Origin of the sequence: uncultured Amphritea sp. (genome assembly GCF_937127095.1) — a bacterium.
GTDB lineage: Bacteria > Pseudomonadota > Gammaproteobacteria > Pseudomonadales > Balneatricaceae > Amphritea.
Map to the genome: position 1 here is coordinate 1 of NZ_CAKZLP010000072.1, position 23,135 is coordinate 23,135.

Genomic DNA, 23,135 nt, shown 5'->3' on the forward strand with positions numbered 1-23,135 from the left:
TTCAAGCTCAGCGATGCGGGCGGCTTGCTGATTGATGTATTCACGCACCGGCTCTGCGCCGTTACATGGGCCTTTATAAAGGCCTATCAAGGTATATATCTCATGTACGGTATCGCTATTGGATCGAGCTTCTTGTATCCATAGCTCTGATTGCTGCTGAAGATGTGAGCAATGCGTAATCAGTTCGCTAATCTGTTGGCTTTTCTGTCGCTGTTGGCCTACCTCGCTCCAGCGGGTGTGATCGCTTATTCGGTTGCCGGTAAGCCCGCGCTGATATCCAATATTTAAAATCACCCAGCCATCATCAAGGCCATAGCCACCGAGTATGCCGTTAATCATGCACTCCATAGCTCGGTCGGTGTATTCAAGAGGCTTTCCTGCTGCCATCTCTTCGCCAGAGTATTTTGTTTCTCTCAGTAGGCATGAGTCGCCCGGCTGAAAATCCCGATCATTTAGCCGGATTTCATAGCCTTTCTTTCCGTCCCAGGACAACTGGAATACGTCTGGATCTGTTTTAAGTTCGTGGTGTTTCATCACTATTCCCTCTGGGTTAGACGGCTGCTGTTGATTTAATTCTCAGCTGCGCGATAAGCTGTACGGTTTCTTTCATATCAGCAGGCGCTTTGCCCAACCCCATCTTATTGATTACGCAATGCTCAGCTCTGGATATCATCATCAGGTTGTCTGGGTCACAGTTAAGCCTATCTCCATCTTTGAAGATGATGATGCTGCCTTTTGGGATAGGTCCGTTAAGTTCCTCCCAGGCAATGCGGTGAACTTCAACGTAGTCGTCTTTGGTGCTGCCTGTGTCGGTCACCTTGCGCTGGAGATAACCCTCTTTTGTTAGGCGCTCAGTGCCAATGGGTTTCCAGGTGTGTGGTTTCCGTCCTTTCTTAAAGCTGCTGCTGTTCGGGCCTTTTGGTCTGGCGTTTGCTGCCGGGACATTCCCTTTCTTGAACTGTCCAGAGCGCCCTGTTTTCCATCCTTTACGCTTTCTCAGCGAATGAAGATTTACAGAGGTAACATCAGACCGGCTGAATGTTTTTATAAAAGTTTCATGCATGTCCGAGATTGTCATGGTGCGATTGTCACTAATCCACTGGAGCTCTTCATCTGAGTATTTTATTGCCACACCTTTCATGATTTTGATCCATTCGTTAGTAGGCTTGGCATATCTCCTGATTGCAGGCCCTGGTATTCAGCTTTCAGCTTTAGCGCTTCCAGTTGCAGGGTTGCATTACTGACAACCTCTTTAGCGACAGCGGTAATAGCGTTTGTTCTTCTGATCTCGCCATCTAATGCTTCACCTTTGAGCGTTTCATCGCCCAGCCTTTCAAGCTGTGCAAATAGATGATCATTCAGATCTGATAATTTATTCTTCATTTTCGTTCCTCAGTATCTTTTCCATTGCCCATAAACCCAGTCCGGCTACTGTCAGCATGAACGCGGATAGCAGCAGAAAGGCGGTGAGGGGATCAGTGTTTCCCAACACGAAACTCGCGTACAAATGGCCCGATCTCGCCAAGGAAGTCGCGGTTACACCAGGCGCAGAACTGCTTAACTTCAGTTACAACCTGACTGAAGTACTTCTGCTTGCTTGGCTGATGCTCTTCGGAATCGCTAATATCGATATGACCGTAACCTTCACAGCGATCGCATTCTCTTTCATGGCCGCAGCAGTCACACTCATACTCGCCTTCGCCATGGCACTCAGGACAGTCAACTTCACGATCCTCTTCAGGCATGTTTTGAATGACTGCTAACTGCTCCTTTTTCCATTTCTCATAGGTGGCTACGATCATTTCCCTGTCCTCTATACTGTTTTCTTAATTACCGGTTAGCGTTTAGCTTCGCCGCTTCATTCGAAGTCATTGGCACTTTTAATAATTCGGCAACCTGTGACGCGTCACGAAACGATAGGTTGTGAATTAGCAGGGTGAGTAATTCAGCATCACTTTCCTTGCTATCATCAAATCCTTGCTCAGCCTTCAGCTTATCAAGGCAGCTACGAGTCCCTTTTAAGATCTCGAACTTGACTGTCTCTATACCAAGATCTGAGTAGCGGATAGCTTCCTGCTCGCGTTGCTTCTGCTTTCGTAGGCGATTAGCTTCGCGGATCTGTTCAGGTGTTTTGGCCATCACGCAGCACCTTGGAAGTCGAGATTTTTGGCGGCATCCATGTTTTTCAGGATTGTTCGATCTGCCAGTTCTTTCATTTCAGCAGGAACAGGGCGGGCTTTTACAACACCGTCACGGGTAACCGGGCGGACAACGTCTGTTTTGGTGTCGACGATGTACACCAGATCAAAGCGCTTACCGTCACTGCACAGCTGCCAGTCGCCCCGGGTTTCCAGAACGTCGGTGACGTTGCCGCTGATGACATCTTCATGAAGCTGGCTGAATGTCTTCTCGAAGGCTTCTTTTTGCTTCTGAGTGGTGACCAGTTTCTTTTCTACGGAAGCGAGATCTTTCTTCGCTGCGGCCAGCTGCTTTTTAAGCAGCGTGTTGGCATCGTTCAGCTCGCCGTTCTTTTTCTGCAACTCTTTGTTTTTCTTCGCCAGCCGCTCAGGGTTCAGCGCGGTGAGCGCCTTCAGCTTCGCCTGCTTGTCAGCAATAACCAGCAGGTCGTTGTCCAGCTGGCGGGTTGCGTTTTCAAGCTCAGACGAAAGATTGTCGCGCTGTGATGCGGCTATTCTTGCGGCGTCCAATGCTTTCTCAAGCGTCTCGGCCAGGTAGGTTTTTTCTGATTCTGCCTTTTGAGCCATCTCTGCCAGATCGATCATTTCTGATTGCAGATTTTGAATCAGAGACTGCATTTCCGGCACTCGCTGAAGAATGTCGATAACGTGGCCAATAGGATCGATGACAACGCCTTCTTTCTTTTTGATGGCGCTGATTTCGTCTACGTGCGATAGCTGCTGATCTTTCAGCTGCTGCTGAAGCGCTTTAGCTTTGGCCAGCGCTTCATCGCGCTCAGCCCGCGCCTGATTAATCTCGAAGTTTTCAAGAGCGTCCAGGTTGAATTCAGGCTCTTTATTGAGTGATAGCGTGTTCATAGCTGGCCCTTATGCTGCTTTCTGTGAATCGAGAATGGCCCAGTAAACTTCCATGCAGGCCTTGGCATCAGCCAGCGCTGCATGTGCGTCCTGTAGCTCTTTACCGGTGTAGTGGGCATAGCATTCAGTTAGGGTGTGACCAGACTTTCCGCCCATCTGCTTTCTGGCGTTCATTAGCGTGCAGTAATAGCGTTCGCGATCTTTCCACTCTTCATCAGAGACTAGATCAGGAAGGAAGCGCTTCAGGCCGATACGGATGATGCGGTTATCAAACGTTGTGTTGTGGGCTACCCGCAAATTTGCTTTTGAATAAAGGCTCATAAACTTCTGCAGGGCATCAGCTTCTGGAATGCCTTTTTCTAAAGCGATCTCTGTCGTAATGCCGTGGATATCAGAAACTTCTTCAGGGATGGTCCAACCATCGGGCTTAATGATGACGTCCAGAACCTCAATGATCTCGCGGGTATCTTCATCAGCCAGGACTGCACCGATCTGCACGGCATGAGGCTGGCATTCGCTATCAGATGGCTCTTTCCAGTTAGGAAGCCCCGTTGTTTCAGTGTCAAAAAATAAGATAGGTTTCATGGTGTTATCCTTAGGCTGCTTTTGTCATTTCAATGGCTTGGTCATACCCGTCCCAGCTATCAACGCCAGCAGCCATTAGTGCTGCGAGTAGGGCGCTGTCTGCTTTGAGTTGCCGGTATTCCTCTGGAGTGATTTCAACCATTTCAACAGGGCGAAGCAGGGGCGCTTCAGTTGCTACATGCTTACGACCTGTGGGTTCTTTGAAGCGGGGCTCAGTTGTTGGTTGATGCTGTTCTTGCGCTGACGCAGCGGAGCCGCGCTCACTGACTGCTTCCTGCTCTGTTTTTTTAGGAGTGGCCTGCTGCTCTGCAAGAATGCGCTGCTCTTCCTGTTGGCGTATCTTCTCGCGCTCAGCATTAAGCTTGGCCTGCTGTTCGCGCTCAAGTCGTTCACGCATCTGAGCTTCTTCGCGCTCACGGCGCTCTACTTCAGATTTTTCATGATCGGCAATGCGGGATTTTACGATCAGTTCAAAATGGTCATTATGCTGCGCGATAATCACCTGCAGGTCGTTAAACAGGAAGCGGTGATTGCTTGCTAGATTATCCAGTGTGCGGAGATTGTCGGCAGCATTGTCTGCCCAGGCATTAGCCTCAATTTTAGCGCTTGCCAGGGTATCATCAGCGGCAGATTGCAGGCTGCTGATAGTGCGCTTACCCTTCATAGCGCCAGCAAAATCAACTTGTATTAAGGGCATGTAAACAACAGCCAGTCTGGCGCTAAGCTTGGTGATGTGATCGGTCAGAGCTTGCTTGGCAGACTGAAGGATCTCCAGCTTACGGGCCTCTTTTTCAGATTTAACCAGCTTTTCTGCGCTCAGCCGGTTGTCCCTTGCCAGTTTGTGCAGCAGGTCTTTAGTTCGCTTTAGTTGATCGACGGTAGCGACTTGTCCAAGCAGTTGCGCTTCAGCCGCATCAAGAGCGCCTTCCGCTTTTTTCAGCGTCTTAATCTGGCTTTCAAGATCTGCAAAGTCTTGGTCTGTCTGCGGCTTGACGATCAGCCTGTTTTCAATGAAGTCACGGAGCGCTACTTCAAATGTGTTAAAGTTGTCAGTGATGGCAAGCTCGCCGGACACCTGCACCGATACAGCAGGAAGATCGAGCACCGGGGCCGCTGTGGGGGCGACTTTGGCTTCTGTGTGCTCATAGTTGGCGAGATCTTCAGCGAATTGAGCCCATCCTGATATCAGCTTCTTAAAATCTTCATGAGAAGGCGTTACCCAAATGTGACGAGTATTTTCTTCAGTACCATCAGTAACCATGTATAGGCATTTAGCTGCATCACTAACCATAACTTGCTGAACAACCTGCCAGAAATCACACTTTGGAACCTGCCCCGCATCAAGATCATTGGCTTTATCTGCGTTGTATTGCTTACATTCCCAGCATATATTCCCCATCATCGTTAGTCCGTCGAAGGAAGCTAAATACTCAGCATCAAATCCTTCAGATAATCCTGTTACCGGGTATAGCTCCTCACCAATAATTGATTCAGCGATAGGCCTGGCCTTTGATTCAACGTTATGGCCTTTATCTAAAATATTTTTTTGCACCCACTCACTAAACTCTTTTTCTGTACCGGTAGCTTTCATTTTCAGAAGATCATTCCGAGACACGTTTTCAGAGCAAGACATCATGATGCTTGCTTCAGAAGCGGTGAAATACTTAGATCTAACCGCCTTCCATTCATCGCTACCCTGTACGAGATTTAAAATTTTCATGCTGCCACCTGCTTGATTAGATTTTGTTGTTCTTCAGTCAACTGCGCCTTACTGCTGACCATTGCGATAATCTGCTCTGGGGTGCGCTTTCCTGCTTCAATAGCGCCCTTCCATGTTGGGAAGTTCGCGTCAAACTCTGCGCTTGGATAGCTGGAGATAGCGGGACGACCCGGGGTAATGTCTTTTTCGGTGCTGGTGACGGATACAATACGGTCCGCCTCATCTGGATCGACTATTCCGGACAAGCCGAACGCATATCGCGATGCCTGAATAGTGGCTTTATGGCGCAGCATACGGGCTGGCCATTTCTTCCATGGCTCTGATACCCCGGCGCACTCGCTAAGGTATTCGGTAACTTCAACCGGGCGCTGGCGGTCTTTTCGGTAAATACGACAGGTAATAGCAGATAGCTTTCCGTCAGCATCAAGGGAGTCTTCAAACTCCATACCATCGAACTGTGAATTGCTATTGATGATTTTTAACCAGCCATCGATTGAGACGATTGGCTGAATGGCGCCGCGATTGGCAAAGGCATAAATCTCTTTGGTCAGCGGGTTGAGCTGATATTCATTAGCGATCGCTAGAAATGTGACAAACTCTTCATTGGTAACCTGGTCGCCTTTATTCTTGGCCTTCATCAGCGTATTCATGACGATACCCTGCATTTCGGCGGCATCAATATTCAAGCGAGAAGCGAGGCTTGATAGCGCTGCTGGCGGCTGATAGGTCTGTGCTACTTGTTGCTGACTCATATCCTTTATCCCTTCGACTGTTTCTTGGCTGGCAAGCTCATAGCGAACTCAGCCTGCTGATTCTGTTTTTTGCGCTTGTTTTCGCGCTGCTTGTCTCGATTCTTCATGGTGGTTAAGCTGCTTCATCCGCTGACTGGTCTTCGATTGATTGGCAGATCTCGTCATAGCTGTCAGCGATGAGAATGGCTGCTGCAGTTCGCAAATTTGCCAAGTGGCAGGCCTGCATTTCTGCCCGTAAATAATCATCTTTCTCGAAGCTTGAGCGCATGTATTTAGCTAGATCCTCGATGAAGTACCGGAGATCACCTTCGGCGCTCATTTCGATTGCTTTGGTGACAACTTCTTCCATATCGATGCTTTTCAGATTGCCGAAAGAAAGCGTAAGTCCTTCGCGAACCACTTCCTTTGCCAGTTCTTCGATATGAGACTGACGCTTATCAGCGGCATCCTGCGCATCAAGTAAACGCGCCTCTGCAAACACTGCGGCCTGATTTAGTTTTGAGTTCATAGCGTTCTCCTTACCACTCTTCACGAAGTTCTTTTGTTGCTTTGGCGACACCTTCACCGGTCACCAGCCCTTTAATCGCGCAGCCCAACAGCATGACTCCGTAACCAGCAGCAAATGGCGCCAGAATGGAGAGAATGCAAGCTGAGAGGTAGAGCGCGAGGAGTTCTGTTTCGTTGATCATGGTGAGGGCCTTTTGTTAGTAAACTAGCATTTGAGGTAATGTTAGTTCGCTAACAATTGTTAGTCAAGGCTTGCGAGGAAGAAATTTTAGATAATAAAAAACCCGCACAGGGCGGGTTTAATGTGGATGTTTCGTAGGATTTAAGGGCAGCCGCGCCAATGACCCTGGACGTATGTTCCGTCTTGTCGGTAATAGCCATTGATCCACTGACAAGCAGCATCTGCATGTTGCGGAATCATTTGTCGGTGAGGCGTTTCAGCATTGCCGCTTAAAGGCAGGGCAAATGTGATTGCCGTGGCGAGTATTAGAAGTGTTTTTTTCATCGTTTTCTCCTTGGTTTGAGTTCCACCCGACTTCCTACTGGGTAGATTAAAAACCCCGCGCGAGGCTGGGGTTAGCTAGTTTTTTTTCATCCACCAGTTGCTGGTTTCAGTGATCAGTGACCGAGAGTCCGGGGCCTTTACTGTACATCAAAGGGGTTTACTGCGTCGGGAAAATCATGGTCCTGCTCGCCTGTCTTGACCGTTTCAGGAGCTAAAGCAGAGCGGATGGCGTCCCATTTAGGGTTCTCAAATCTCCAGCGCTTGCTATCTTCGGCTGCGAGGTGTTCAAAAACCCAGCGTGGAGTGGGCTCTTTACGTTTTAAGATGTTCTGGAGTCTTTCGTATCTTTTCTTTTCAGTCTTTATTTCGCTTTCTAACCAATCCGGGGAAAGCCCGACAAGCCACGAAGAATTGGATAGTCGCTCAACATCATTTTTATCAATTAATACCGTTCCTTGAATGGATCCATAGCTCTCAGGTGTCACATAGCTTTCTCCTGTGCCTTCTCCTATAACAAAGCCGTCTAAATCCTCGATCTTATAATTCACAGTAACAGTGTATTCAGTTAGCGGGGATGTATTGATAACCTCATATTTCCAGCCAACCAGAGCTTTTTCGGCTCCAAGCTTGATGATTTTATAGCTGGTCTGCAATACAACGAGCGGATACTTCTCTGAAGATACCGCAACATCGGAATATTTAAAATAATTCCAGTTTTTCTGCTGCTTACTTATTTCCCGGTTTAGGGCTTCTTGCCTCTCCTTGGTTTGCTCACTGAGCACGTAATTAAGATTGGGGTTTGTATAAATAAGCCAAGACGAAAGCCCTACGGCTACCGCAAGGGACAAAAAGAGGATTGACTTGGTGATTAGTGCGACATTATTTGAAGGGTTTTCATCTTTCATACACGCTCCTTATGTTAGCTCCTATTTTCTTCTGGGGCTGCGTTTACAGATTCCCCATTAATACTCTTACCGCTCGCCCAATAATGCGAAGCCGCTCAAAGTTGTGATGAGAGATTATCTCATCCTGATACGTAGGGTCCGCTTTGTTGTCTGAGCTGATAACCCAGGCACCATCAATTCGTTTCTGCAAGCGTTTAACCCTTAGATCGTCATCCGTTGCTATCGCATAGATGTTGCCGCTTACCGGCTTTTTGTCTGATTTATCAATCAGCAGAAGATCGCCATCCTGAAGCCTTGGTTTCATTGATTCGCCGCGAACTTTAACAATAACAAGGTTCTGATCATAAAGATTATTTTGGAGTATCCAGTCTTGCGACATGGGAACCCACTCTTTAACTTTCTCGGCATCAACGTGAGTGCCATTTCCTGCAGCAAGCTCAACATCAAGCACTGGTATATCAACCATGTGCGTCTGGAAATGGTTTAGTGGATCACTCTCTGTTTGCCAGCCATTCTTTAAGTCATTTGGCGAGCAGCCGAACGCCTTAGCCAGGCTTAGTAGCGTGTCTGCTTTAACATCGGCATGAGAATCCTTTTCGATCTGTGCAATTCTGCCTCGGCTTATGCTGATGCGTCTTGCCAGTTCTTCTTGAGTCCAGCCTTTTTCTTTCCGGAGTGTCCGGACATTTTCTCCAATACTCATGTTAGCTATCTTACTAACAAAATTAGTTAGTTGGGGTTGCACTTGAAATGCTAGTAAACTAACATTATGAGTCATAAGAAACCCTCACTGGATTACTCAATGCAAATCAAAATCAAAACCGAGGATGCAATTAACTACTTCGGCGGCAGAGGAAGCGGCGGAGTTACCGCGCTGGCTGAAAAGCTTGATATCACGCATGGGGCTGTTTCCCAGTGGGGTGAATACCTTCCAAAAAACACCGCGTACACCCTCTATTTCAAAACCAATTGCCAAGTAAAGGCGGAAATTACAAAAGCCGCCTAACCCCACCATAAAAAGGAACTTTCCCTATGCCAGTTGAAAAAAAGACCGAAACCATCACCACCAAGTGCGCCGCCAGCTTAAAAGATTTCGTCATTGCTATGGCGAAGCTTGAGGGTGTTGACCCGTCTGTCTACGTTCACCAGCTGATTGAGGCCGACAAAGCCGTTAAGCAATCCATGTATCAAAGTTTGGCAGAAGTGTTTTCTGATGCAAACGGAAACATGGTTTCCAGCGTCTCTGAAGTGCCTGCTGAGAAGCGCGCCAACTTTTTGCGGCTGGTCGGTGGTACGGCAGCAGCCTGATTCTCGCACTGGTTCTTTCGGGAGCCTTTGGGCCGGTAACCCCGGCTCTTTTTTAAAGCCTCTTCGATGAGGGGGTTTTAAAAAACAACGATAGGTACTGAATGATGAGTTACGCACTGAATAAAAAGATTCTTGATCTTGTCGCTGATGAGCCAAAAACAGCCGATGAGATTATGGCTGTGATCGGGAATGAGGTAGGGCCGAAAGCATTTAACAGCCGGATCAAGTCGTTGATTAATTGCGGGTATCTTTCGCGCATCGATGAAAGCGGTGCCCCCATCAAGTTTGTTGCGGCTTCTTTGACTGGCGAGGCTGTGCTTACTGAGGAAGAGGCACTTTATGAGATCCCTACATTCGTCGCGACTAAAGCTTCCGCTTTGGAAGATGAGATCGCGATGCTTAACCAGGGTATTGCCGCCGCCGAGGTGCTGAGTAAGCGCAGCCTCCCGGATGATCTGGCCGATGTTATCAGTCAGTTAGATAGCCTGGCCGTCGGCATCTCTGAAAATGCACCGGTTGCGGCGGCGGTTTTGATTAAGGCGCGTGATTATTTGCAGCGTGGGTATGAGCTGTGACAAGTCACGTTATGACGACTAACGAAATATAGCAGTTGCGCGGCTGTTCGCAGAGGCTGTGTTAGCGGGTGAGACATACACCTTGATGAAGTTCTTCTCTGCTTCTGAAAAGCGCACAGGCTGAAGTCAAATAAGCAGCAAGAGGGGGTCTCCTTGGCCTTCATAGGGAGAGTTCTCGCCCGCCTCGAAATGAGAACCCCAATAAGCCCCTTTGCTGGGGCTTTGGCGGTGCTGGGGTTCGCCCCTGATCGTGGAAATCATTCCATTAACCCATAGGAGACAGGCATGAAGAAAGTATTTCTCTGTGTTGCTCTGGCCATTACGGCCGCACTCTCGATGCCAGCACTGGCTGATATCGATTATTCCCCGCCTACGGGCGGTTTTACAGGCGTTGTGGCTTATCAAGCGTCTGACTCAGATACGGTACCCGCTGGAAAAATGGCTCTGTACTCACATCCGTCCGTCATGGTGGCTGCCAACTCGCCAAACAGTTTCGGTGAGTCGTATCGAACGAAGGTGACGAGTAACCGGCCCAATAACGATGGCATTGGTGAAACTGGTAATACCCTGGCAGCGGCTTATTCATCTTTCGAGGTGGGCTGGCGTAGTTAATAACCCATAAATCTGGAAAGCAGTAAAGGTTGTCCCGGCATGCCCAGTAAGTTTGCCGGGGCACAACGTAAAGCATCCTGGTTCTGGGTGACCCCGGGGCAGGCCAGCAGGGTGTTTTACGTTGTGATGAGTGCGGAATTAAGATGTTCAGATCCAGCAATCACAACAAACGGGATGCTTACCCGACAAATTAGCCCTATGCGCGTGATGGTTGAGAACTGGGCTGGTCCAGTTGAATCGCGTTAACCCAGACCGACCTGCGGCGGCGCAGTTTAACCGCAGGACACATCTGAGATCGGTTTATGGGTAGTTCGACTTCCCTTGGCATTCAATGAGTGTCTTGGCTGCTCATAGACTGCTCTGCAGATGTGAAGGCGGCAGATCCCAGACCTACTGAGCAAGGGATCTATCAGGCACAGACAATAAAAAACCCGGGTCATCGCTGTTGTAGCAGCTACCGGGTTAATCATCAAACTGAGGTTATGAGTATGTCCCAAAACGAAAGCGATATCAATATTGGCTCAGGATTTATAAATCCTATAGAGCATCATTTTTTTAGCATACCGATCAACCACGGGGTTCCTATTGCTGCCTCTGACGGAGGCGGTTACACGGAGCATGATGGTTATCTGAATCTGTATTCAGCACCCAAGGCTATCTACCTTGATCTACAGAGCGATGCAATGAAGGAGCCTATCTCATTAGCATTAAATGCAGATCGAGCCGCCAGCCTAATTGTAACTCTTCAACAGGCGCTGAAAGAACATATCGGTGGTAAGCAATGGCTTGATACTGTTGATTTTGACGCACTACTTGATCATGCAATTAGTTCAGCTAAAGGCGGCCAAAATGAATAATGTAGCAAGCATTGAGCAGGCGCGTATGAGACGAGAAGATCCGCAGGATGAATCCATAAGCAGCGGATATATAAAGCTGTACAGGTCATTACAGGGCGTTTCATTCAAACGTAACCCGGAACGAATGGCTTTATGGATTCACATGCTTCTTGAAGCATCACGTAAGCCTTACAAGCCTTACGCAACATTGTTAGGCGGTAAGTCCATCACTCTTAAGACAGGTCAGTTTATATCCGGCTTGCGCGATCTTGAAAAAGAGACCGGAGTTTCTATGCAAAAGATCCGTTCTTCTCTGGCGTTTTTTGAGCAGGAAGGAATGATCTATATGGATAAATCAAGTCGATCAGGAACAGTGTTTACTGTCCTGAAATATGAAAATTTCCAACAAAATTTATACAAAAAAACCAACACACCTGCAACACACCAAAACAACACGCAAAGCAACACTCAAATTAACACGCCAGAACCCTCTGAATTAAAGGTTTGCAGAGATAATGCAACACACCATTTAACACCAGATATAACACACCGAAAAGCACACGAAGCAACACCTATACAAGAAGACAAGAATAAATCTAAACCTAAAGATATAAATACTTGTGTTAAAAATTCAGAAACTGAATCTCAACCAAAAAAGAAAACCCGTAATCAATCAATCAGAAAACCGCAAGAGTTTAAAGATTTCTTTGAGGCTTATCCTGAACACAGAAAAGGAGGAAAAGATCAAGCTGCCTGGAATGCCTGGAAGTCTGAATCACTCACCACCGATGACGCTGTTACAGCAATAAAATGGCTGAAGGAGGCTGGCGCTAGTGACCCGTTAACATGGGGTAAAACTAATCAAGGTCAATTTTGCCTTGGCATTGTGAATTTCATCCGAAATAGGATATTTACAACTCCTGTTCCTCGGCCTAATCAGTCTCGGCAGTACCAGACTCCTGATTTCAAAAATACAGATTACACCATTGGCGCGGAGGGCTTTGAACATGTTTAACCAAACAAGCAATGGGATTAAGACTTGCTCAATCCATAAGTTAGATTACGAAGAAATGGTTTCCAAGCTTGCTGGTCGTGAATTTCTTAGCTTATGCCCTGAATGCACTAAGGAGCAGAGCGAAAGAGACGCAGTGGAGGCTAAGTTGAGACTCGAAAAGCAATTCCAGGAACAGCGCCGCCAATCTAAAGAAAATCAAATCAACAGGCTTTTGAGTGGAAGCCTTATCCCTCCCCGCTATCTGACAAGAACATTCGCTAATTATCGAGCAGACAGCGAGGGACAGCAGCGGGCCTTGAAAGCGATTGAGAGCTACGCGGAAGACTTTACGACTCATGAAAAAAGCGGTGCCGGTATTGTTATGGCTGGCAAGCCTGGAACCGGGAAGACGCATTTGGCTTGCGCACTGGCTAATGATCTGATTTTCCGTCTTCAAAAAAACCCGGTATTCATCCCAGCATCAAAGATGATTAGAAAGATCCGCGAAACATATCGCAGAGATTCAGAGCATACAGAGCAGCAAATGATCAATCTTTTTCGTGATGCTGACCTTCTTATCATCGATGAGGTTGGTATTCAGCGAGGCACTGAAGCTGAAGAACATCTTCTCTTTGAAATTATTAATGAGCGAAATGCTTATTTTAACCCAACGATTCTCATATCAAACCTGAATGCTGCTGATATTAAAACGTATATCGGCGAGCGAGCTATGGATCGGATGCGTGAGGGGGGCGGTAAGTTTGTGTCTTTTGATTGGGATTCTTATCGCGGAAATGTAGCAAAAGACACTGATCTTCCTATTCGTGACAAGAGGGAAAGCTAATGGCCAGAAAAAGTAAAACCGCCGCGCTTGAAGTGATGCTGCAAGACACTGGCGGTGCCAAGTCTCTGAAGTGGTATGCAGTTCAGTCAGGATTATCTGAAAAGACCGTTTCATCGGTCAAAGCAAAACTGGGACTAACCCGGCGCAGAACTCAAAAAAATGTCGCTAAGATGCCTATCGTCAAATCCATGCTGATTGATGGCTTTCAGGCAATGACTGTCAGCGAGGTTGTCGATCCGCTGGAGCGATTGAAGCGAGTAATGGGGATGCTATCCAAAAAATACCCTGACTCAACACAATACCAGCTGCTGGTTGTTCGTAATCAGATATCCAGCAAATTAGGGGTTGATAAAAACAACTATGTCGATGCGCACAGCGGTTATATCTACGCGCTGCGTCTGCCAATGAATCGTATCGCTGAGGTGCTGCAGTAATGAGATCTATCCGTATTGATGATGTAGGCCAGTTGCGTCCGCAAATGAAAGCTGCATGGGAAATTGCATGTGAAGCAATTAAGGGCGGGAAAATCGCTATTGAGATAAAGCGCTGGAGCCGTAGCCGGGAGCAGGAAAAGAAATTCCACGCGATGATCCAGGATATCAGCCGGCAGGTAAGTTTCGATTATGACGTTGACCCCGACGAAGGAAATGTCATTCGCATGTTCGGCACTCGCCGGAGAAAGAGTTATTCGTTAGATGTATGGAAAGCCCTGCTGGTAGAGCAGTTCGCCAGAGAGAAAGAGGCGATGGGTGAACCGCTTCGCCACCAAGGTCAAACCATTATCTCTCTGGATGGCAGGAGAGAGATCACTGTCAGGCCGTCTACTACACAGTTTTTGGTTAACGAAGCATCCGAGTTCATCGAATACCTCTACATGAAAGGCACAGAGTTTGGAGTTCATTGGTCTGAGCCTGCTTTACGGGTGTATCAGGAATACAGAGAGGCTAAGGCGGCATGAGCGGCGTAATAGGAGAAGGTTATAACTCTGCCGGAAAGAAAAGCGTTGAGTGGTATACGCCAGCATGGGTGTTTGATCTGCTTGGTTTGCGTTTCGATCTTGATCCTGCCAGCCCGCATGACCATGAATCATTTGTGCCTGCCGATCGCACATACACAATCTTTGACGATGGACTCAGTAAAGAATGGGAAGGGCGTGTATGGCTAAACCCACCGTATGGGCGAGATACGCCGTTTTGGATGAATAGAATGATTGATCACAACAACGGTATCGCCCTGTGCTTCAGCAGAACTGACGCAAAGTGGTTTCAGGATGCCATGAAGGCGGCAACAGCAACGCTATTAATGTCCGGCAGGATTGATTTTGTGCCAGGTAATGAGAATAAGCACAAGAAGTCACGAAGTGGAGCCGGTACCGCGATATTCGCATTTGGGGTTGATAACGCCAGAGCTTTGCAGCGTATGAGCGATCGCGGAATCTTTGTTTCATGGGATAGGGTTTCGGCATGATCATATCCAAAAAGCTTCGCGATTCCGCCCGGGGCCAACAGTGCTCTCTGAATATTGCCGGTGTATGCCGCTATGACACTGAGACAACTATTCTGGCCCACCTTCCGGATGAGAGTAACGGCATGGGCAAGAAAGCAGATGACATATCTGCCTGCTTTGCTTGCTCAAACTGTCATACCGCTATTGATACCCATAAGGTGCCCGCAGGGGATAGAGACTTCTACTTCCGCCGGGCAATGATCAGAACCTGGCGCACATGGTTTGAGATGGGCCTGATATCCATCAAGGGGGCTAAATAATTATGAGCGAATTCGGTTTTTGGTTGTTTCTGCTGGGAATGTTTTTCTTCGTTTTTTTCGATGATGCTATCCGACTATTTTTGATGAGCGGGGGCTGTTCATGAGCACTGAAGAGCAAGTTGATTGGGTAGGTGGCAATCAAAGCCAGCCAGCTTCTGATTTATTCCTTGCGATTGATCCAGGAATTAAAGGGGCTATCGCATTACTTAATGGTCGAAAGCAGTTTCTTGAGGTGGCTGACCTTCCTGTAATGGCCAAAAGCGCAACCAAGAATAAGCTGAATGCTGCAGCGCTTAGTCTGATGGTTCAAGAATGGCAAGGAATCCACGGCCTGATCGGGTCAGCTATGGTTGAAAATGTGTGGGCAATGCCCAAGCAGGGTGCAAGCTCTGGATTCTCCCTGGGGCATTCGGTTGGTGTTTGCGAGGGGGTATTGCTTGGTCTGGGGATTCCAACAGAAATGATTATTCCTCAAACGTGGAAGAAACACTTCAAACTCACCAGCGATAAAGAACTGTGCCGGGCAAAGGCTATCAGCTATTACCCTCTGGCGCCGCTGTCACGCAAGAAAGATGCAGACCGGGCAGAGGCATTGCTGATGGCTCGCTATCTGATAGAGCGATGATGGAGCGGATATTCAGAAAAGCAAACGAAATGCTCCAGTGCTATGTCGATGGTGACAGGCAGGGCTGGAAGAAGATCAGAGATTCACTGCCTGCAGATATTAAGCAGAGCGTGTTAGACAAAGAGCAGCAGCAACGACTGATGTTCAGAGAGTTTAGGTTTTACGCATGGTGCACAGTCCGACCCCAGGAGAACATGAAGTAATGAGAATTAAATCTGCTCGACAGTGCTGGCATGATTGCTACATGAATTCACGACAACTGGAGGGGTTTGAACCAAAGGTACAGAAAACCGTCAGGGATGCTGGCAGTGTCGCAACGGAAGTGGCTGCGCATCAAGTGATGGCCGGCCACATACAGAGAGCGATCAGCAAGCTACCGCCGCCGCTTCAAATGCTGGGCCACTGGCTTTATGCGCCTGATGGTGTATTTCCGGACAGTAACGAGAACGCTATCTGGCAGATGGTTGCTCTGCTGTCTGATATAACCGATCCAGAGTGTGATGAGTGGTATCTGGCGCGCTGTGCGCTTCATTGCTACAAACAGAACGTCTGGGGGCGTGATAGTGAGCTCAACAAAGCTAGAGCGATTGGGGAGTGGCTGTATGAGCAACACGGTGTCGATATCAATAGTCGCCGCTTCAGTGTGAAGTATGGTATCGCATGGGACCGCATTCGAGGGGTGATCGATGATCTGGATAAGCGAGCGCTGATGCCTGTGGCTCGCGTTGTCTGGCTGATGACCGAAGATATGAGTGAAGCATCATCATTTGACTGGGACGGCCATGAAGCTGTTCTCAATAAAGCGTAGCAAGGGGTAGAGAATGCAGCTTACAGCCAATGACATCATGGTTAATTTTAAAAGCTTTATTGAAGACGAGCTGATTGAGTTTCTGCGCAGAGAAGGACTTGAGCCGGACATTAATGACCCAGCCAAAGTGGAGGAGTTGCAGCGCCGCGGTCAATGGGTAAGTTATCAAAGCAATGGAGACGTTAAATTCCCACCAGGTAATCAGGGCTTTCAATGGGATCAGCAGGAAGCGCTCATGTTCTACGTTGACCGGATTCAGTGGCCAAAGGTGTTTTTTGTATGCAAGTATGCTGACGGGACAGAAAGAAGGGCAGAGCTGGTGCCTGCAGATGAGAGCGAATGACAGTCATCTATCTGGATGATTATAGGGCTCATATAGATGGTGAGGCTAAGTGCTTGGCGTGTCAGCATGAATGGGTGGCAGTTGCGCCGACCGGAACGCTTGGCCTTGATTGTCCAGAGTGCGGGGCTTTTAAAGGAGTTTTCAAGGGGTTGACTGCGCCAGATACGGTATGGGAATGCACTTGCGGAAACTCACTGTTCTTTATCAGTCCTGAAGGATCAATGTGTTCTATCTGTGGTGAAGTGCAGGTTTTTTAATGCAGCAACAAGATTGCAACAACCAAGCCGTTCTTGTCTAAATAATCGTGACATGTCACAAATTAACTAATCTTTGCAAGGATAAAAGGCTATTGACTCAACTGCCAGACGTGGTAAAGTTTTCCCATAGTGCCACATTTTTGCAACCAGTATTCTTTAAAACCTCGCTCCGGCGGGGTTTTTTTATGCCTGCCTTTTGAGATCCCATGAATAAATCCGATATCACGGTTAATAATCTGCGTGAGGCTTGCGCTCGCCTTGGCTATGCCTTTTTTGAGCGTGGTGAGTACAACCTGAACATCATCGGGATTCGCAGTGAGGATAGAAATTCAAATGCGTTTAACGATGTTCTGGCCGTTGCTTTCAGGCAATCAGGACGATGGGTGCTACTCACGTTCGACTACACTACCGACCCTGGACTTCATTACCGCCATAATCCGGCTAATCCTGCTGGGACTGCTGTGCTGGTACCTGGCCAGTATCGCGGTGCGTTTATGCTGGGGCTACATCAAGGAAAGTATGGGGCGCTAACTCAAGCCAAAGCGTTGCCGGTTTACCGTGATAACGATCTTGATTCCGAGGTTGATGTACAAGGTACGATTGATTACGGCTGGCATGGGATCAACATTCATCGTGCCAATGAGCAGCGCAAGAGCGCTCAGGTAAATGAGTGGTCTGCCGGTTGCCAGGTAGTTGCTGATCCGCATGAGTTTGATGCGCTGTACTCATTTAGCGAGGTTGCTCAAGGGCTTTACGGCAAGCGATTCACTTACACATTACTTGAAGAAAAGGATTTTGTAAGTGAAAGAAGTTCTGGCTGATAACGCTATGCCTGCAGCGCAGAAGGTTTCATCATTTCTGTCGTACCTCACTGGTGCGGGATTATTTGTTGGTGATGCTATTCACTGGATGGATAACCATGCTGGTGCTGCTGGTGTGATGCTGGGCATCGCTACGTTCGCCGTAAACTTCTATTTTCAGCGTAAGCGCTCGAAGGAGGGTTGAGTGGACTGGCTTAAAAAGATCGCTGGGTATGCTCCAGATATTGCAGCAGCCATTGCAACCGGAGGAACCAGTGTCATTGCATCAACGGCTCTGCGCATCGCAGCTAATGAGTTAACTGGTGACCCTGAGTCATCAATCGATATTGTTTCAGGTGCTGCACGTAACGCTACACCGGAGCAGCTTGTCGCACTGCAAACCGCAAATAACGATTTTCTAGTAAAGCTTGAGGCGTTAGATGTTGAGCGCTTAGCTGTCGTCAATCAGACAATGCAAGCTGAGTCCAAGTCAGAGCACTGGGTTCAATACTCATGGCGCCCAATCTGGGGGATTATCTCTGCATTCGCATTTCTTGGTTTTGTGTGGATTATTGGGTCGCTGGCTCATGAAGCAATCAAAGGCGAAAACCAGAACGCGATGGTTATGATTCCTCAGCTTATATCCTCAGCAACCATGCTGTTTGGTATACCGGCGGGAATTCTCGGTGTTGCATCCTGGCACCGAGGCAAAGAGAAAAGAATCAGAGCGGGTGAGCTGAAGTAGCAGGTTTAGTTATGGCGAAAGATAAGCTAACTGATAAAGAAGAGCGTTTCGCCCAGGCAATATTGACGACTGATAGCGCAACAGAGGCTTACGAGTCTGCGTTCAACTGTAGTCGAATGAAGCGCACCACGATTACACGCAATGCTGCGGCACTTAAAGATAAGCCACGAGTAGCTGCACGTATTGCTGAGCTAAAGATTGCCCGGTCAGAGCGCACCGCAATCGATGCTGACTATGTGTTGAATCGTATGGTTGATATCGATCAGATGGATATTCTCGACATTCTTACGAATGATGGTGGCTTTAAGCCGATATTCGAGTGGCCGAAGGTTTGGCGCACATACATATCCGGGATCGATCTTGCCGAGTTGTATGAAGGGCAGGGCGATGACCGGAGGATGATCGGGGTGCTGAAGAAGATGAAATGGCCGGATAAAATCAAGAACCTGGAGAATATTGGCCGACACGTCAAAGTACAGGCCTTTAAGGACAAGCTTGATGTCAATGTCGAGTTTAAAACCTTATCTGAACTGCTGGCTGCTGCAGCTGAAGAGTGAATCGGGCGCAGGAGATTGTCCTTGCCGAGCTGTATATCCGGAAGTTTGACAGAAAAGAGTTAACCGAGCCTGCAGAGCTTATCAAAGCCTTGGCGCTGCCGTGGTTCCGCCTGAACTGTCTGTATAAGATCAAAGACAAAAACGGCAAGGTGATACGTTTCCGGGCCAATGAGGCGCAGAAACAGTTCTACCGTGAAGGTCATCTGCGCGACATCATCTTAAAAGCCCGTCAGCTTGGCTTTACCACTTTTGTAATGATTCTCTGCCTGGATAGCTGCCTCTTTATTGACAACTTTTCAGCCGGTTGTATCGCTCATAACGAGAAGTCGGCAAAGAGTATCTATCGGTCCAAGGTCCGGTTTGCTTATAAGAACATTGGTAAGAACTGGCTGGGCATATTTGAGCAGCTAAAGCTGAAGCTGCCAGTGCCAACCAGCGATACCGATAACGGTTATATCTTCGATAACGGCTCAAGCATCCATGTCAGTACCGGTTACCGGGGTGACACGCTGCAATATCTGCATGTATCTGAATTTGGCAAGGTTTGTCGCCAGTATCCTGACAGGGCTCAGGAGATCGTTACCGGTGCGTTTGAGGCGGTTGGTATCAATGGCCATCTAACGATAGAAAGCACCGCTGAAGGTCGTGAAGGCTACTTCTTTAACTACTGCGAGCGCGCTCAGAACCTGAAGCTGCAGGGCAAAAAGCCAACAGCGCTCGATTTTGAGTTTCACTTCTTCCCTTGGTGGAAGGATCCGCAGTATCAGCTGGTCGATGGTGATGTGGCAGTGCCGCAACACCTAACCGACTACTTTCAGCAGCTGGAAGACAATCACAGTATCGTTCTCAGTCATGAGCAACGAGCCTGGTACGCGAAGAAAGCCGAAATCCTGCTTGATGATATGAAGCGGGAGTACCCTTCACTGCCTGAAGAAGCGTTTGAACAGAGCGCTGAAGGGGCTTACTACCTCCGGCAAATGCAGTTCTTGCGCAAGAATAAGCGCATTACCAAGCATGTTCAGTATAACCCGGCATACCCGGTTGTCACCGCTTGGGACTTGGGGATGAATGATGCGATGTCAATCTTCTTTGTTCAGGTGGTTGGTCGTGAGATTCATGTAATCGACTACTACGAAAACTCTGGTGAAGGCCTGGATCACTATGCGACGAAGCTTAAAGAAAAAGGCTATCACTACAGCTTTCACTTTGGTCCGCATGATCTGTCAGTCAGAGAGCTGGGGGCAGAGGGGAAAACACGGCAAGAAGACTTTAGGAGGTACGGGCTCAATTTTGAGATTGTGAGTCGGGTGCCGAACCAGATGGAAGGCATCAGCGCAGTCCGGAAGTTTCTACCCTCCTGCTGGTTTAGTGAGGAAGGTGCGTCAAAAGGGGTGGATTGCCTCGATAACTACCGCAAGGAATGGGACGCTCGCCTGGGCGTTTATAAAAGCACACCGCGTCATGACTGGGCTTCGCATGGTGCAAAAGCGTTTGAAACCCTGGCTCGCTCAAATCTGTTTGAGCTAATTGGCACAGGTCCATCACTTAATACAGCCCCAAGTAATCAAGCAAATAGCTCTCGAAGAATGAAGGCATACACATAATGGCTGGACTCGGTTTATTGCATGTAGCATCGAACGCTGAGATTGATGCGCAACAGCAATCGGTTAATGCTGTGGAGAACGAGCGCAAAGCAAAAGAGCGTGAAGCGTTCGAGCATAGCCTGGCTGGGCAGATTTTCCGTGACTGGGAAGAGGCCAAGCGGGTTAAGCGTCCAATTCAGGAGCGTATGCTGGATTGTCTGCGCCGAAGAAATGGTGTTTATGATCAGCAGAAGCTGAAAGATCTGGAGGAAATCGGCGGTTCTGACATCTATATGATGCTGACCTCAACCAAGATCCGCGCTGCAAACTCATGGATCCGTGACATCCTGCTGCCAGCATCTGACCGGCCTTGGGGTTTAAATCCTACGCCGGTATCTGAAATTCCCCCTTTTGTTCAAAACAAGATAGTTGAAGAGATACGTCAAGCTGCTATGGCAGAGCTTCAGCAGGGAAGGCCTCCTGGTGATGTTCATCGGATGATGACGGATGCTGTAGAGGATTTGAAAAAGCGCGCAAACCAGGCAGCTAAAGACGCATCAAAGCGAATGGAGTTAGTAATTGCTGATCAGCTGGCTGAAGGTGGCTGGGATGATGCAATGGAAGAGTTTATTGATGATTTTGCCACTTTCCCGGGGGCTGTTCTTAAAGGCCCAGTGCTGCGCCGGGTACCTGAATTAGCATGGCAGGAAGGATGGAATCCGGTTAAAAAGATGGCGATTCTTCCAACCTATAGTCGCGTATCGCCGTTTGATCTTTACCCCTCTGGTGATTCAACGGATGCCAATAATGGATCCTTTCTCATTGAGAGAGCTCGATTCACCCGGGGTCAGCTGCAATCCATGCGTGGAGTTCCAGGGTACAACGAACAGGCGATTGATAAGGTTCTGCAGCAGTATGGCATGAACGGTCTGCGCGATTGGATCTGGTCTGACAATGAGAGGAATGAGCTGGAAGGCAAAGAAAACATTCTTCTGTCATCGGGCGAATCGATTGATGCGTTGATTTATCACGGCGGCGCAATTGGCTTGAAGCTGCTTCAGTGGGGAATGTCTCCCGACAATGTGGAGCCGCTGGTTGATTATGACATCGAAGCGGTGCTGATTGGTGATCAGGTTGTTCGTGCTGTCATTCAAAAGAATCCGCTTGAGCGCCGTCCGTATAAAGTTGCATCGTATCAGAATATCCCTGGCGCCTTCTGGGGGACCTGTCCTGCTGAGCTGATGAAGGATATCCAGGATACTTGCAACGCAACCGCTCGCGCTATGATTAACAACCTGGCTATCGCGTCAGGACCGCAAGTAGAAATCGAATGGGATCGCCTGCAGCCAGGTGAAGACGCGTCGATGTATCCCTGGAAGGTATGGAAAACCAAGTCATCACAAACCACCGGTAATAATCCTGCTGTTAAGTTCTACCAGCCAAACCTGCTGGCTGGCGAGCTCATGGGCGTGTATGAGAAGTTTGAACGCATGGCTGATGATGCAACAAACATCCCTCGCTATTCCTACGGCAATGAACGGGTAGGCGGTGCGGGTAGCACAATGGGCGGCTTGTCGATGCTGATGGAGTCGGCAAACAAGGGCATTAAAGGCGCTATTAGCCATATCGATCGCCGGGTAACCCGACCAATCATCGAGGACACCTGGATACACAACATGATGTATCACGATGACAACTCCATTAAGGGTGATTGTAAGGTTGTCGCTCGGGGATCCTCTGCAATGCTGATGCGTGATCGTACCCAGTTAATGCGTCAGGAGTTCTTGCAGTCCACGGCGAACCCAATCGATATGCAGATTATAGGTGTTGAGAATCGCGCCAGGTTGCTGAAAACGATGGCTGAGCAATTGGATGTTCCTGACCTGATACCGGAAGGTGATGAGTTGGCTAAGCGTAATCAGCAATCGCAGCAGCAGCAAATGCAGATGCAGCAGGAAGCGCAGCAGCTTGAAAAGCTGTTACAGACATCACGCGCCATGGAGATCCAGGCTAAGACCAAGAAGTTGTTGGAAAGCCTGCCAGTCGATAATGACAAAACCCGCGCTGAGACAGAAAAGCTGCTGTCTGAGTTGCAACACATGACGGTAGCCGATTATGAAACATCTAATTACGCTCAACCCTCAAGAGCTATCAGCAATGGAGCGCCTGTCTCGCAGCGAGGACTTCAATACCCTGCTCAAGCTGATCAGCAATTCGCGCAACAGCCTAATGGAGGATCTTACCAGCCAGCAGGCGGTCTGTCTTATTCATCAGCAGCAGGGGGCGAGCCAAGCATTTAAAGATATTCTGGATGCGGCAGAGTCTTCATCCATCATGCTGGAAGCTGCGAATCGCAAGACAACGCCCCAACGAATCAACTAACACCATACAGTCTTCAAATTAAAGAGCCCGGCCATGCGCCGGGCTTTTTTGTGTGGCGACTGACTCATCT

At 48.3% G+C, this 23,135-nt stretch carries 34 protein-coding genes; 20 read left to right on the plus strand and 14 right to left on the minus strand.

The genetic code is table 11. The features are described from left to right. From Q0499_RS18270 to Q0499_RS18335, 14 genes are all read right to left on the minus strand, one after another. On the minus strand, positions 1-534 hold a 534-nt coding region (locus Q0499_RS18270; protein WP_299202466.1), incomplete at its 3' end, for a DUF3850 domain-containing protein. A gap of 16 nt (positions 535-550) precedes the next feature. After that, positions 551-1,141, minus strand: a complete 591-nt coding sequence (locus Q0499_RS18275; RefSeq protein ID WP_299202469.1) for an HNH endonuclease signature motif containing protein — start codon at positions 1,139-1,141, stop codon at positions 551-553. Beyond that, a complete protein-coding gene (locus Q0499_RS18280) occupies positions 1,138-1,383 on the minus strand; it encodes a hypothetical protein (protein ID WP_299202472.1) in 246 nt (81 codons plus the stop codon). The genes Q0499_RS18275 and Q0499_RS18280 overlap by 4 nt, the downstream gene beginning before the upstream one ends. Before the next feature lie 92 nt (positions 1,384-1,475). Continuing rightward, positions 1,476-1,802 carry a hypothetical protein gene (locus Q0499_RS18285; protein ID WP_299202475.1) on the minus strand — a complete coding sequence of 109 codons (327 nt, stop codon included), beginning with the start codon at positions 1,800-1,802 and terminating at the stop codon, positions 1,476-1,478. A gap of 28 nt (positions 1,803-1,830) precedes the next feature. Beyond that, on the minus strand, positions 1,831-2,139 hold the full coding sequence (locus tag Q0499_RS18290; RefSeq protein ID WP_299202478.1) for a hypothetical protein: 309 nt from the start codon (positions 2,137-2,139) through the stop codon (positions 1,831-1,833). Continuing rightward, on the minus strand, positions 2,139-3,056 hold the full coding sequence (locus tag Q0499_RS18295) for a hypothetical protein (RefSeq protein WP_299202481.1): 918 nt from the start codon (positions 3,054-3,056) through the stop codon (positions 2,139-2,141). Before Q0499_RS18295 ends, Q0499_RS18290 begins: the two co-directional genes overlap by 1 nt. A 9-nt stretch (positions 3,057-3,065) precedes the next feature. Then, on the minus strand, positions 3,066-3,641 hold the full coding sequence (locus Q0499_RS18300; protein ID WP_299202484.1) for a 3'-5' exonuclease: 576 nt from the start codon (positions 3,639-3,641) through the stop codon (positions 3,066-3,068). Between the two features lie 10 nt (positions 3,642-3,651). After that, positions 3,652-5,361 carry a YqaJ viral recombinase family protein gene (locus Q0499_RS18305; protein WP_299202487.1) on the minus strand — a complete coding sequence of 570 codons (1,710 nt, stop codon included), beginning with the start codon at positions 5,359-5,361 and terminating at the stop codon, positions 3,652-3,654. Beyond that, on the minus strand, positions 5,358-6,113 hold the full coding sequence (locus Q0499_RS18310; RefSeq protein ID WP_299202491.1) for a RecT family recombinase: 756 nt from the start codon (positions 6,111-6,113) through the stop codon (positions 5,358-5,360). The genes Q0499_RS18305 and Q0499_RS18310 overlap by 4 nt, the downstream gene beginning before the upstream one ends. A 112-nt stretch (positions 6,114-6,225) precedes the next feature. Then, the gene (locus Q0499_RS18315; protein ID WP_299202494.1) at positions 6,226-6,621 is read right to left on the minus strand and encodes a hypothetical protein; all 396 of its coding nucleotides are present in this window, start codon (positions 6,619-6,621) and stop codon (positions 6,226-6,228) included. A gap of 10 nt (positions 6,622-6,631) precedes the next feature. Continuing rightward, positions 6,632-6,802 (minus strand): hypothetical protein, encoded by a 171-nt coding sequence (locus tag Q0499_RS18320; RefSeq protein ID WP_299202497.1) that lies wholly within the window; start codon positions 6,800-6,802, stop codon positions 6,632-6,634. 140 nt (positions 6,803-6,942) lie between these two features. After that, positions 6,943-7,125 carry a hypothetical protein gene (locus Q0499_RS18325; protein WP_299202500.1) on the minus strand — a complete coding sequence of 61 codons (183 nt, stop codon included), beginning with the start codon at positions 7,123-7,125 and terminating at the stop codon, positions 6,943-6,945. 137 nt (positions 7,126-7,262) lie between these two features. Continuing rightward, positions 7,263-8,030, minus strand: a complete 768-nt coding sequence (locus Q0499_RS18330; RefSeq protein WP_299202503.1) for a hypothetical protein — start codon at positions 8,028-8,030, stop codon at positions 7,263-7,265. Between the two features lie 43 nt (positions 8,031-8,073). Continuing rightward, the gene (locus Q0499_RS18335) at positions 8,074-8,808 is read right to left on the minus strand and encodes a LexA family transcriptional regulator (RefSeq protein WP_299202506.1); all 735 of its coding nucleotides are present in this window, start codon (positions 8,806-8,808) and stop codon (positions 8,074-8,076) included. Positions 8,809-8,832: 24 nt separating this feature from the next. Between Q0499_RS18335 and Q0499_RS18340 the strand changes: the two genes are divergently transcribed. From Q0499_RS18340 to Q0499_RS18435, 20 genes are all read left to right on the plus strand, one after another. Further along, positions 8,833-9,036, plus strand: coding sequence for a Cro/CI family transcriptional regulator (locus Q0499_RS18340; RefSeq protein ID WP_299202509.1), 204 nt, complete (start codon positions 8,833-8,835; stop codon positions 9,034-9,036). A 26-nt stretch (positions 9,037-9,062) separates the two neighbouring features. Next, positions 9,063-9,338 (plus strand): hypothetical protein, encoded by a 276-nt coding sequence (locus tag Q0499_RS18345; protein ID WP_299202511.1) that lies wholly within the window; start codon positions 9,063-9,065, stop codon positions 9,336-9,338. A gap of 104 nt (positions 9,339-9,442) precedes the next feature. Further along, positions 9,443-9,913, plus strand: a complete 471-nt coding sequence (locus Q0499_RS18350; protein ID WP_299202514.1) for a hypothetical protein — start codon at positions 9,443-9,445, stop codon at positions 9,911-9,913. Positions 9,914-10,198: 285 nt separating this feature from the next. Next, positions 10,199-10,525 carry a hypothetical protein gene (locus Q0499_RS18355; protein WP_299202518.1) on the plus strand — a complete coding sequence of 109 codons (327 nt, stop codon included), beginning with the start codon at positions 10,199-10,201 and terminating at the stop codon, positions 10,523-10,525. 488 nt (positions 10,526-11,013) lie between these two features. Beyond that, the gene (locus tag Q0499_RS18360) at positions 11,014-11,382 is read left to right on the plus strand and encodes a hypothetical protein (protein ID WP_299202521.1); all 369 of its coding nucleotides are present in this window, start codon (positions 11,014-11,016) and stop codon (positions 11,380-11,382) included. Further along, entirely contained in the window at positions 11,375-12,376 is a 1,002-nt protein-coding gene (locus Q0499_RS18365; protein ID WP_299202524.1) for a hypothetical protein, read from the plus strand. Before Q0499_RS18360 ends, Q0499_RS18365 begins: the two co-directional genes overlap by 8 nt. Next, on the plus strand, positions 12,369-13,199 hold the full coding sequence (locus Q0499_RS18370; RefSeq protein WP_299202527.1) for an ATP-binding protein: 831 nt from the start codon (positions 12,369-12,371) through the stop codon (positions 13,197-13,199). Before Q0499_RS18365 ends, Q0499_RS18370 begins: the two co-directional genes overlap by 8 nt. Continuing rightward, the gene (locus Q0499_RS18375; RefSeq protein ID WP_299202530.1) at positions 13,199-13,633 is read left to right on the plus strand and encodes a hypothetical protein; all 435 of its coding nucleotides are present in this window, start codon (positions 13,199-13,201) and stop codon (positions 13,631-13,633) included. The genes Q0499_RS18370 and Q0499_RS18375 overlap by 1 nt, the downstream gene beginning before the upstream one ends. Continuing rightward, the gene (locus Q0499_RS18380) at positions 13,633-14,157 is read left to right on the plus strand and encodes a recombination protein NinB (RefSeq protein WP_299202533.1); all 525 of its coding nucleotides are present in this window, start codon (positions 13,633-13,635) and stop codon (positions 14,155-14,157) included. Before Q0499_RS18375 ends, Q0499_RS18380 begins: the two co-directional genes overlap by 1 nt. Then, the gene (locus tag Q0499_RS18385; protein WP_299202536.1) at positions 14,154-14,666 is read left to right on the plus strand and encodes a DNA N-6-adenine-methyltransferase; all 513 of its coding nucleotides are present in this window, start codon (positions 14,154-14,156) and stop codon (positions 14,664-14,666) included. Before Q0499_RS18380 ends, Q0499_RS18385 begins: the two co-directional genes overlap by 4 nt. Beyond that, a complete protein-coding gene (locus tag Q0499_RS18390; protein WP_299202539.1) occupies positions 14,663-14,965 on the plus strand; it encodes a nuclease domain-containing protein in 303 nt (100 codons plus the stop codon). Before Q0499_RS18385 ends, Q0499_RS18390 begins: the two co-directional genes overlap by 4 nt. Before the next feature lie 100 nt (positions 14,966-15,065). Then, on the plus strand, positions 15,066-15,590 hold the full coding sequence (locus tag Q0499_RS18395) for a hypothetical protein (protein WP_299202542.1): 525 nt from the start codon (positions 15,066-15,068) through the stop codon (positions 15,588-15,590). Between the two features lie 244 nt (positions 15,591-15,834). Further along, positions 15,835-16,398, plus strand: coding sequence for a hypothetical protein (locus Q0499_RS18400; protein WP_299202545.1), 564 nt, complete (start codon positions 15,835-15,837; stop codon positions 16,396-16,398). 13 nt (positions 16,399-16,411) lie between these two features. Next, the gene (locus tag Q0499_RS18405) at positions 16,412-16,741 is read left to right on the plus strand and encodes a hypothetical protein (protein WP_299202548.1); all 330 of its coding nucleotides are present in this window, start codon (positions 16,412-16,414) and stop codon (positions 16,739-16,741) included. A gap of 463 nt (positions 16,742-17,204) precedes the next feature. Beyond that, the gene (locus Q0499_RS18410) at positions 17,205-17,819 is read left to right on the plus strand and encodes a hypothetical protein (RefSeq protein ID WP_299202551.1); all 615 of its coding nucleotides are present in this window, start codon (positions 17,205-17,207) and stop codon (positions 17,817-17,819) included. Further along, positions 17,800-18,003: a hypothetical protein gene (locus tag Q0499_RS18415; protein WP_299202554.1), complete on the plus strand. Its 204-nt coding sequence runs from the start codon at positions 17,800-17,802 to the stop codon at positions 18,001-18,003. Before Q0499_RS18410 ends, Q0499_RS18415 begins: the two co-directional genes overlap by 20 nt. Beyond that, positions 18,004-18,543 (plus strand): hypothetical protein, encoded by a 540-nt coding sequence (locus Q0499_RS18420; RefSeq protein ID WP_299202557.1) that lies wholly within the window; start codon positions 18,004-18,006, stop codon positions 18,541-18,543. It abuts the gene before it with no gap. A gap of 11 nt (positions 18,544-18,554) precedes the next feature. Continuing rightward, a complete protein-coding gene (locus Q0499_RS18425) occupies positions 18,555-19,100 on the plus strand; it encodes a terminase small subunit (protein WP_299202561.1) in 546 nt (181 codons plus the stop codon). Then, the gene (locus Q0499_RS18430; protein ID WP_299202563.1) at positions 19,097-20,704 is read left to right on the plus strand and encodes a terminase; all 1,608 of its coding nucleotides are present in this window, start codon (positions 19,097-19,099) and stop codon (positions 20,702-20,704) included. Before Q0499_RS18425 ends, Q0499_RS18430 begins: the two co-directional genes overlap by 4 nt. Continuing rightward, positions 20,704-22,983, plus strand: coding sequence for a hypothetical protein (locus Q0499_RS18435; protein WP_299202565.1), 2,280 nt, complete (start codon positions 20,704-20,706; stop codon positions 22,981-22,983). Before Q0499_RS18430 ends, Q0499_RS18435 begins: the two co-directional genes overlap by 1 nt. The last annotated feature ends 152 nt before the right edge of the window (positions 22,984-23,135 follow it).

What these genes read in the sequence shown, in the direction of transcription:
- Q0499_RS18275 (WP_299202469.1), bottom strand. Translation starts at nt 1,141, where the DNA reads ATGAAAGGTGTGGCAATAAAATACTCAGATGAAGAGCTCCAGTGGATT.
- Q0499_RS18280 (WP_299202472.1), bottom strand. Translation starts at nt 1,383, where the DNA reads ATGAAGAATAAATTATCAGATCTGAATGATCATCTATTTGCACAGCTT.
- Q0499_RS18285 (WP_299202475.1), bottom strand. Translation starts at nt 1,802, where the DNA reads ATGATCGTAGCCACCTATGAGAAATGGAAAAAGGAGCAGTTAGCAGTC.
- Q0499_RS18290 (WP_299202478.1), bottom strand. Translation starts at nt 2,139, where the DNA reads ATGGCCAAAACACCTGAACAGATCCGCGAAGCTAATCGCCTACGAAAG.
- Q0499_RS18295 (WP_299202481.1), bottom strand. Translation starts at nt 3,056, where the DNA reads ATGAACACGCTATCACTCAATAAAGAGCCTGAATTCAACCTGGACGCT.
- Q0499_RS18300 (WP_299202484.1), bottom strand. Translation starts at nt 3,641, where the DNA reads ATGAAACCTATCTTATTTTTTGACACTGAAACAACGGGGCTTCCTAAC.
- Q0499_RS18305 (WP_299202487.1), bottom strand. Translation starts at nt 5,361, where the DNA reads ATGAAAATTTTAAATCTCGTACAGGGTAGCGATGAATGGAAGGCGGTT.
- Q0499_RS18310 (WP_299202491.1), bottom strand. Translation starts at nt 6,113, where the DNA reads ATGAGTCAGCAACAAGTAGCACAGACCTATCAGCCGCCAGCAGCGCTA.
- Q0499_RS18315 (WP_299202494.1), bottom strand. Translation starts at nt 6,621, where the DNA reads ATGAACTCAAAACTAAATCAGGCCGCAGTGTTTGCAGAGGCGCGTTTA.
- Q0499_RS18320 (WP_299202497.1), bottom strand. Translation starts at nt 6,802, where the DNA reads ATGATCAACGAAACAGAACTCCTCGCGCTCTACCTCTCAGCTTGCATT.
- Q0499_RS18325 (WP_299202500.1), bottom strand. Translation starts at nt 7,125, where the DNA reads ATGAAAAAAACACTTCTAATACTCGCCACGGCAATCACATTTGCCCTG.
- Q0499_RS18330 (WP_299202503.1), bottom strand. Translation starts at nt 8,030, where the DNA reads ATGAAAGATGAAAACCCTTCAAATAATGTCGCACTAATCACCAAGTCA.
- Q0499_RS18335 (WP_299202506.1), bottom strand. Translation starts at nt 8,808, where the DNA reads ATGACTCATAATGTTAGTTTACTAGCATTTCAAGTGCAACCCCAACTA.
- Q0499_RS18340 (WP_299202509.1), top strand. Translation starts at nt 8,833, where the DNA reads ATGCAAATCAAAATCAAAACCGAGGATGCAATTAACTACTTCGGCGGC.
- Q0499_RS18345 (WP_299202511.1), top strand. Translation starts at nt 9,063, where the DNA reads ATGCCAGTTGAAAAAAAGACCGAAACCATCACCACCAAGTGCGCCGCC.
- Q0499_RS18350 (WP_299202514.1), top strand. Translation starts at nt 9,443, where the DNA reads ATGAGTTACGCACTGAATAAAAAGATTCTTGATCTTGTCGCTGATGAG.
- Q0499_RS18355 (WP_299202518.1), top strand. Translation starts at nt 10,199, where the DNA reads ATGAAGAAAGTATTTCTCTGTGTTGCTCTGGCCATTACGGCCGCACTC.
- Q0499_RS18360 (WP_299202521.1), top strand. Translation starts at nt 11,014, where the DNA reads ATGTCCCAAAACGAAAGCGATATCAATATTGGCTCAGGATTTATAAAT.
- Q0499_RS18365 (WP_299202524.1), top strand. Translation starts at nt 11,375, where the DNA reads ATGAATAATGTAGCAAGCATTGAGCAGGCGCGTATGAGACGAGAAGAT.
- Q0499_RS18370 (WP_299202527.1), top strand. Translation starts at nt 12,369, where the DNA reads ATGTTTAACCAAACAAGCAATGGGATTAAGACTTGCTCAATCCATAAG.
- Q0499_RS18375 (WP_299202530.1), top strand. Translation starts at nt 13,199, where the DNA reads ATGGCCAGAAAAAGTAAAACCGCCGCGCTTGAAGTGATGCTGCAAGAC.
- Q0499_RS18380 (WP_299202533.1), top strand. Translation starts at nt 13,633, where the DNA reads ATGAGATCTATCCGTATTGATGATGTAGGCCAGTTGCGTCCGCAAATG.
- Q0499_RS18385 (WP_299202536.1), top strand. Translation starts at nt 14,154, where the DNA reads ATGAGCGGCGTAATAGGAGAAGGTTATAACTCTGCCGGAAAGAAAAGC.
- Q0499_RS18390 (WP_299202539.1), top strand. Translation starts at nt 14,663, where the DNA reads ATGATCATATCCAAAAAGCTTCGCGATTCCGCCCGGGGCCAACAGTGC.
- Q0499_RS18395 (WP_299202542.1), top strand. Translation starts at nt 15,066, where the DNA reads ATGAGCACTGAAGAGCAAGTTGATTGGGTAGGTGGCAATCAAAGCCAG.
- Q0499_RS18400 (WP_299202545.1), top strand. Translation starts at nt 15,835, where the DNA reads ATGAATTCACGACAACTGGAGGGGTTTGAACCAAAGGTACAGAAAACC.
- Q0499_RS18405 (WP_299202548.1), top strand. Translation starts at nt 16,412, where the DNA reads ATGCAGCTTACAGCCAATGACATCATGGTTAATTTTAAAAGCTTTATT.
- Q0499_RS18410 (WP_299202551.1), top strand. Translation starts at nt 17,205, where the DNA reads ATGAATAAATCCGATATCACGGTTAATAATCTGCGTGAGGCTTGCGCT.
- Q0499_RS18425 (WP_299202561.1), top strand. Translation starts at nt 18,555, where the DNA reads ATGGCGAAAGATAAGCTAACTGATAAAGAAGAGCGTTTCGCCCAGGCA.
- Q0499_RS18435 (WP_299202565.1), top strand. Translation starts at nt 20,704, where the DNA reads ATGGCTGGACTCGGTTTATTGCATGTAGCATCGAACGCTGAGATTGAT.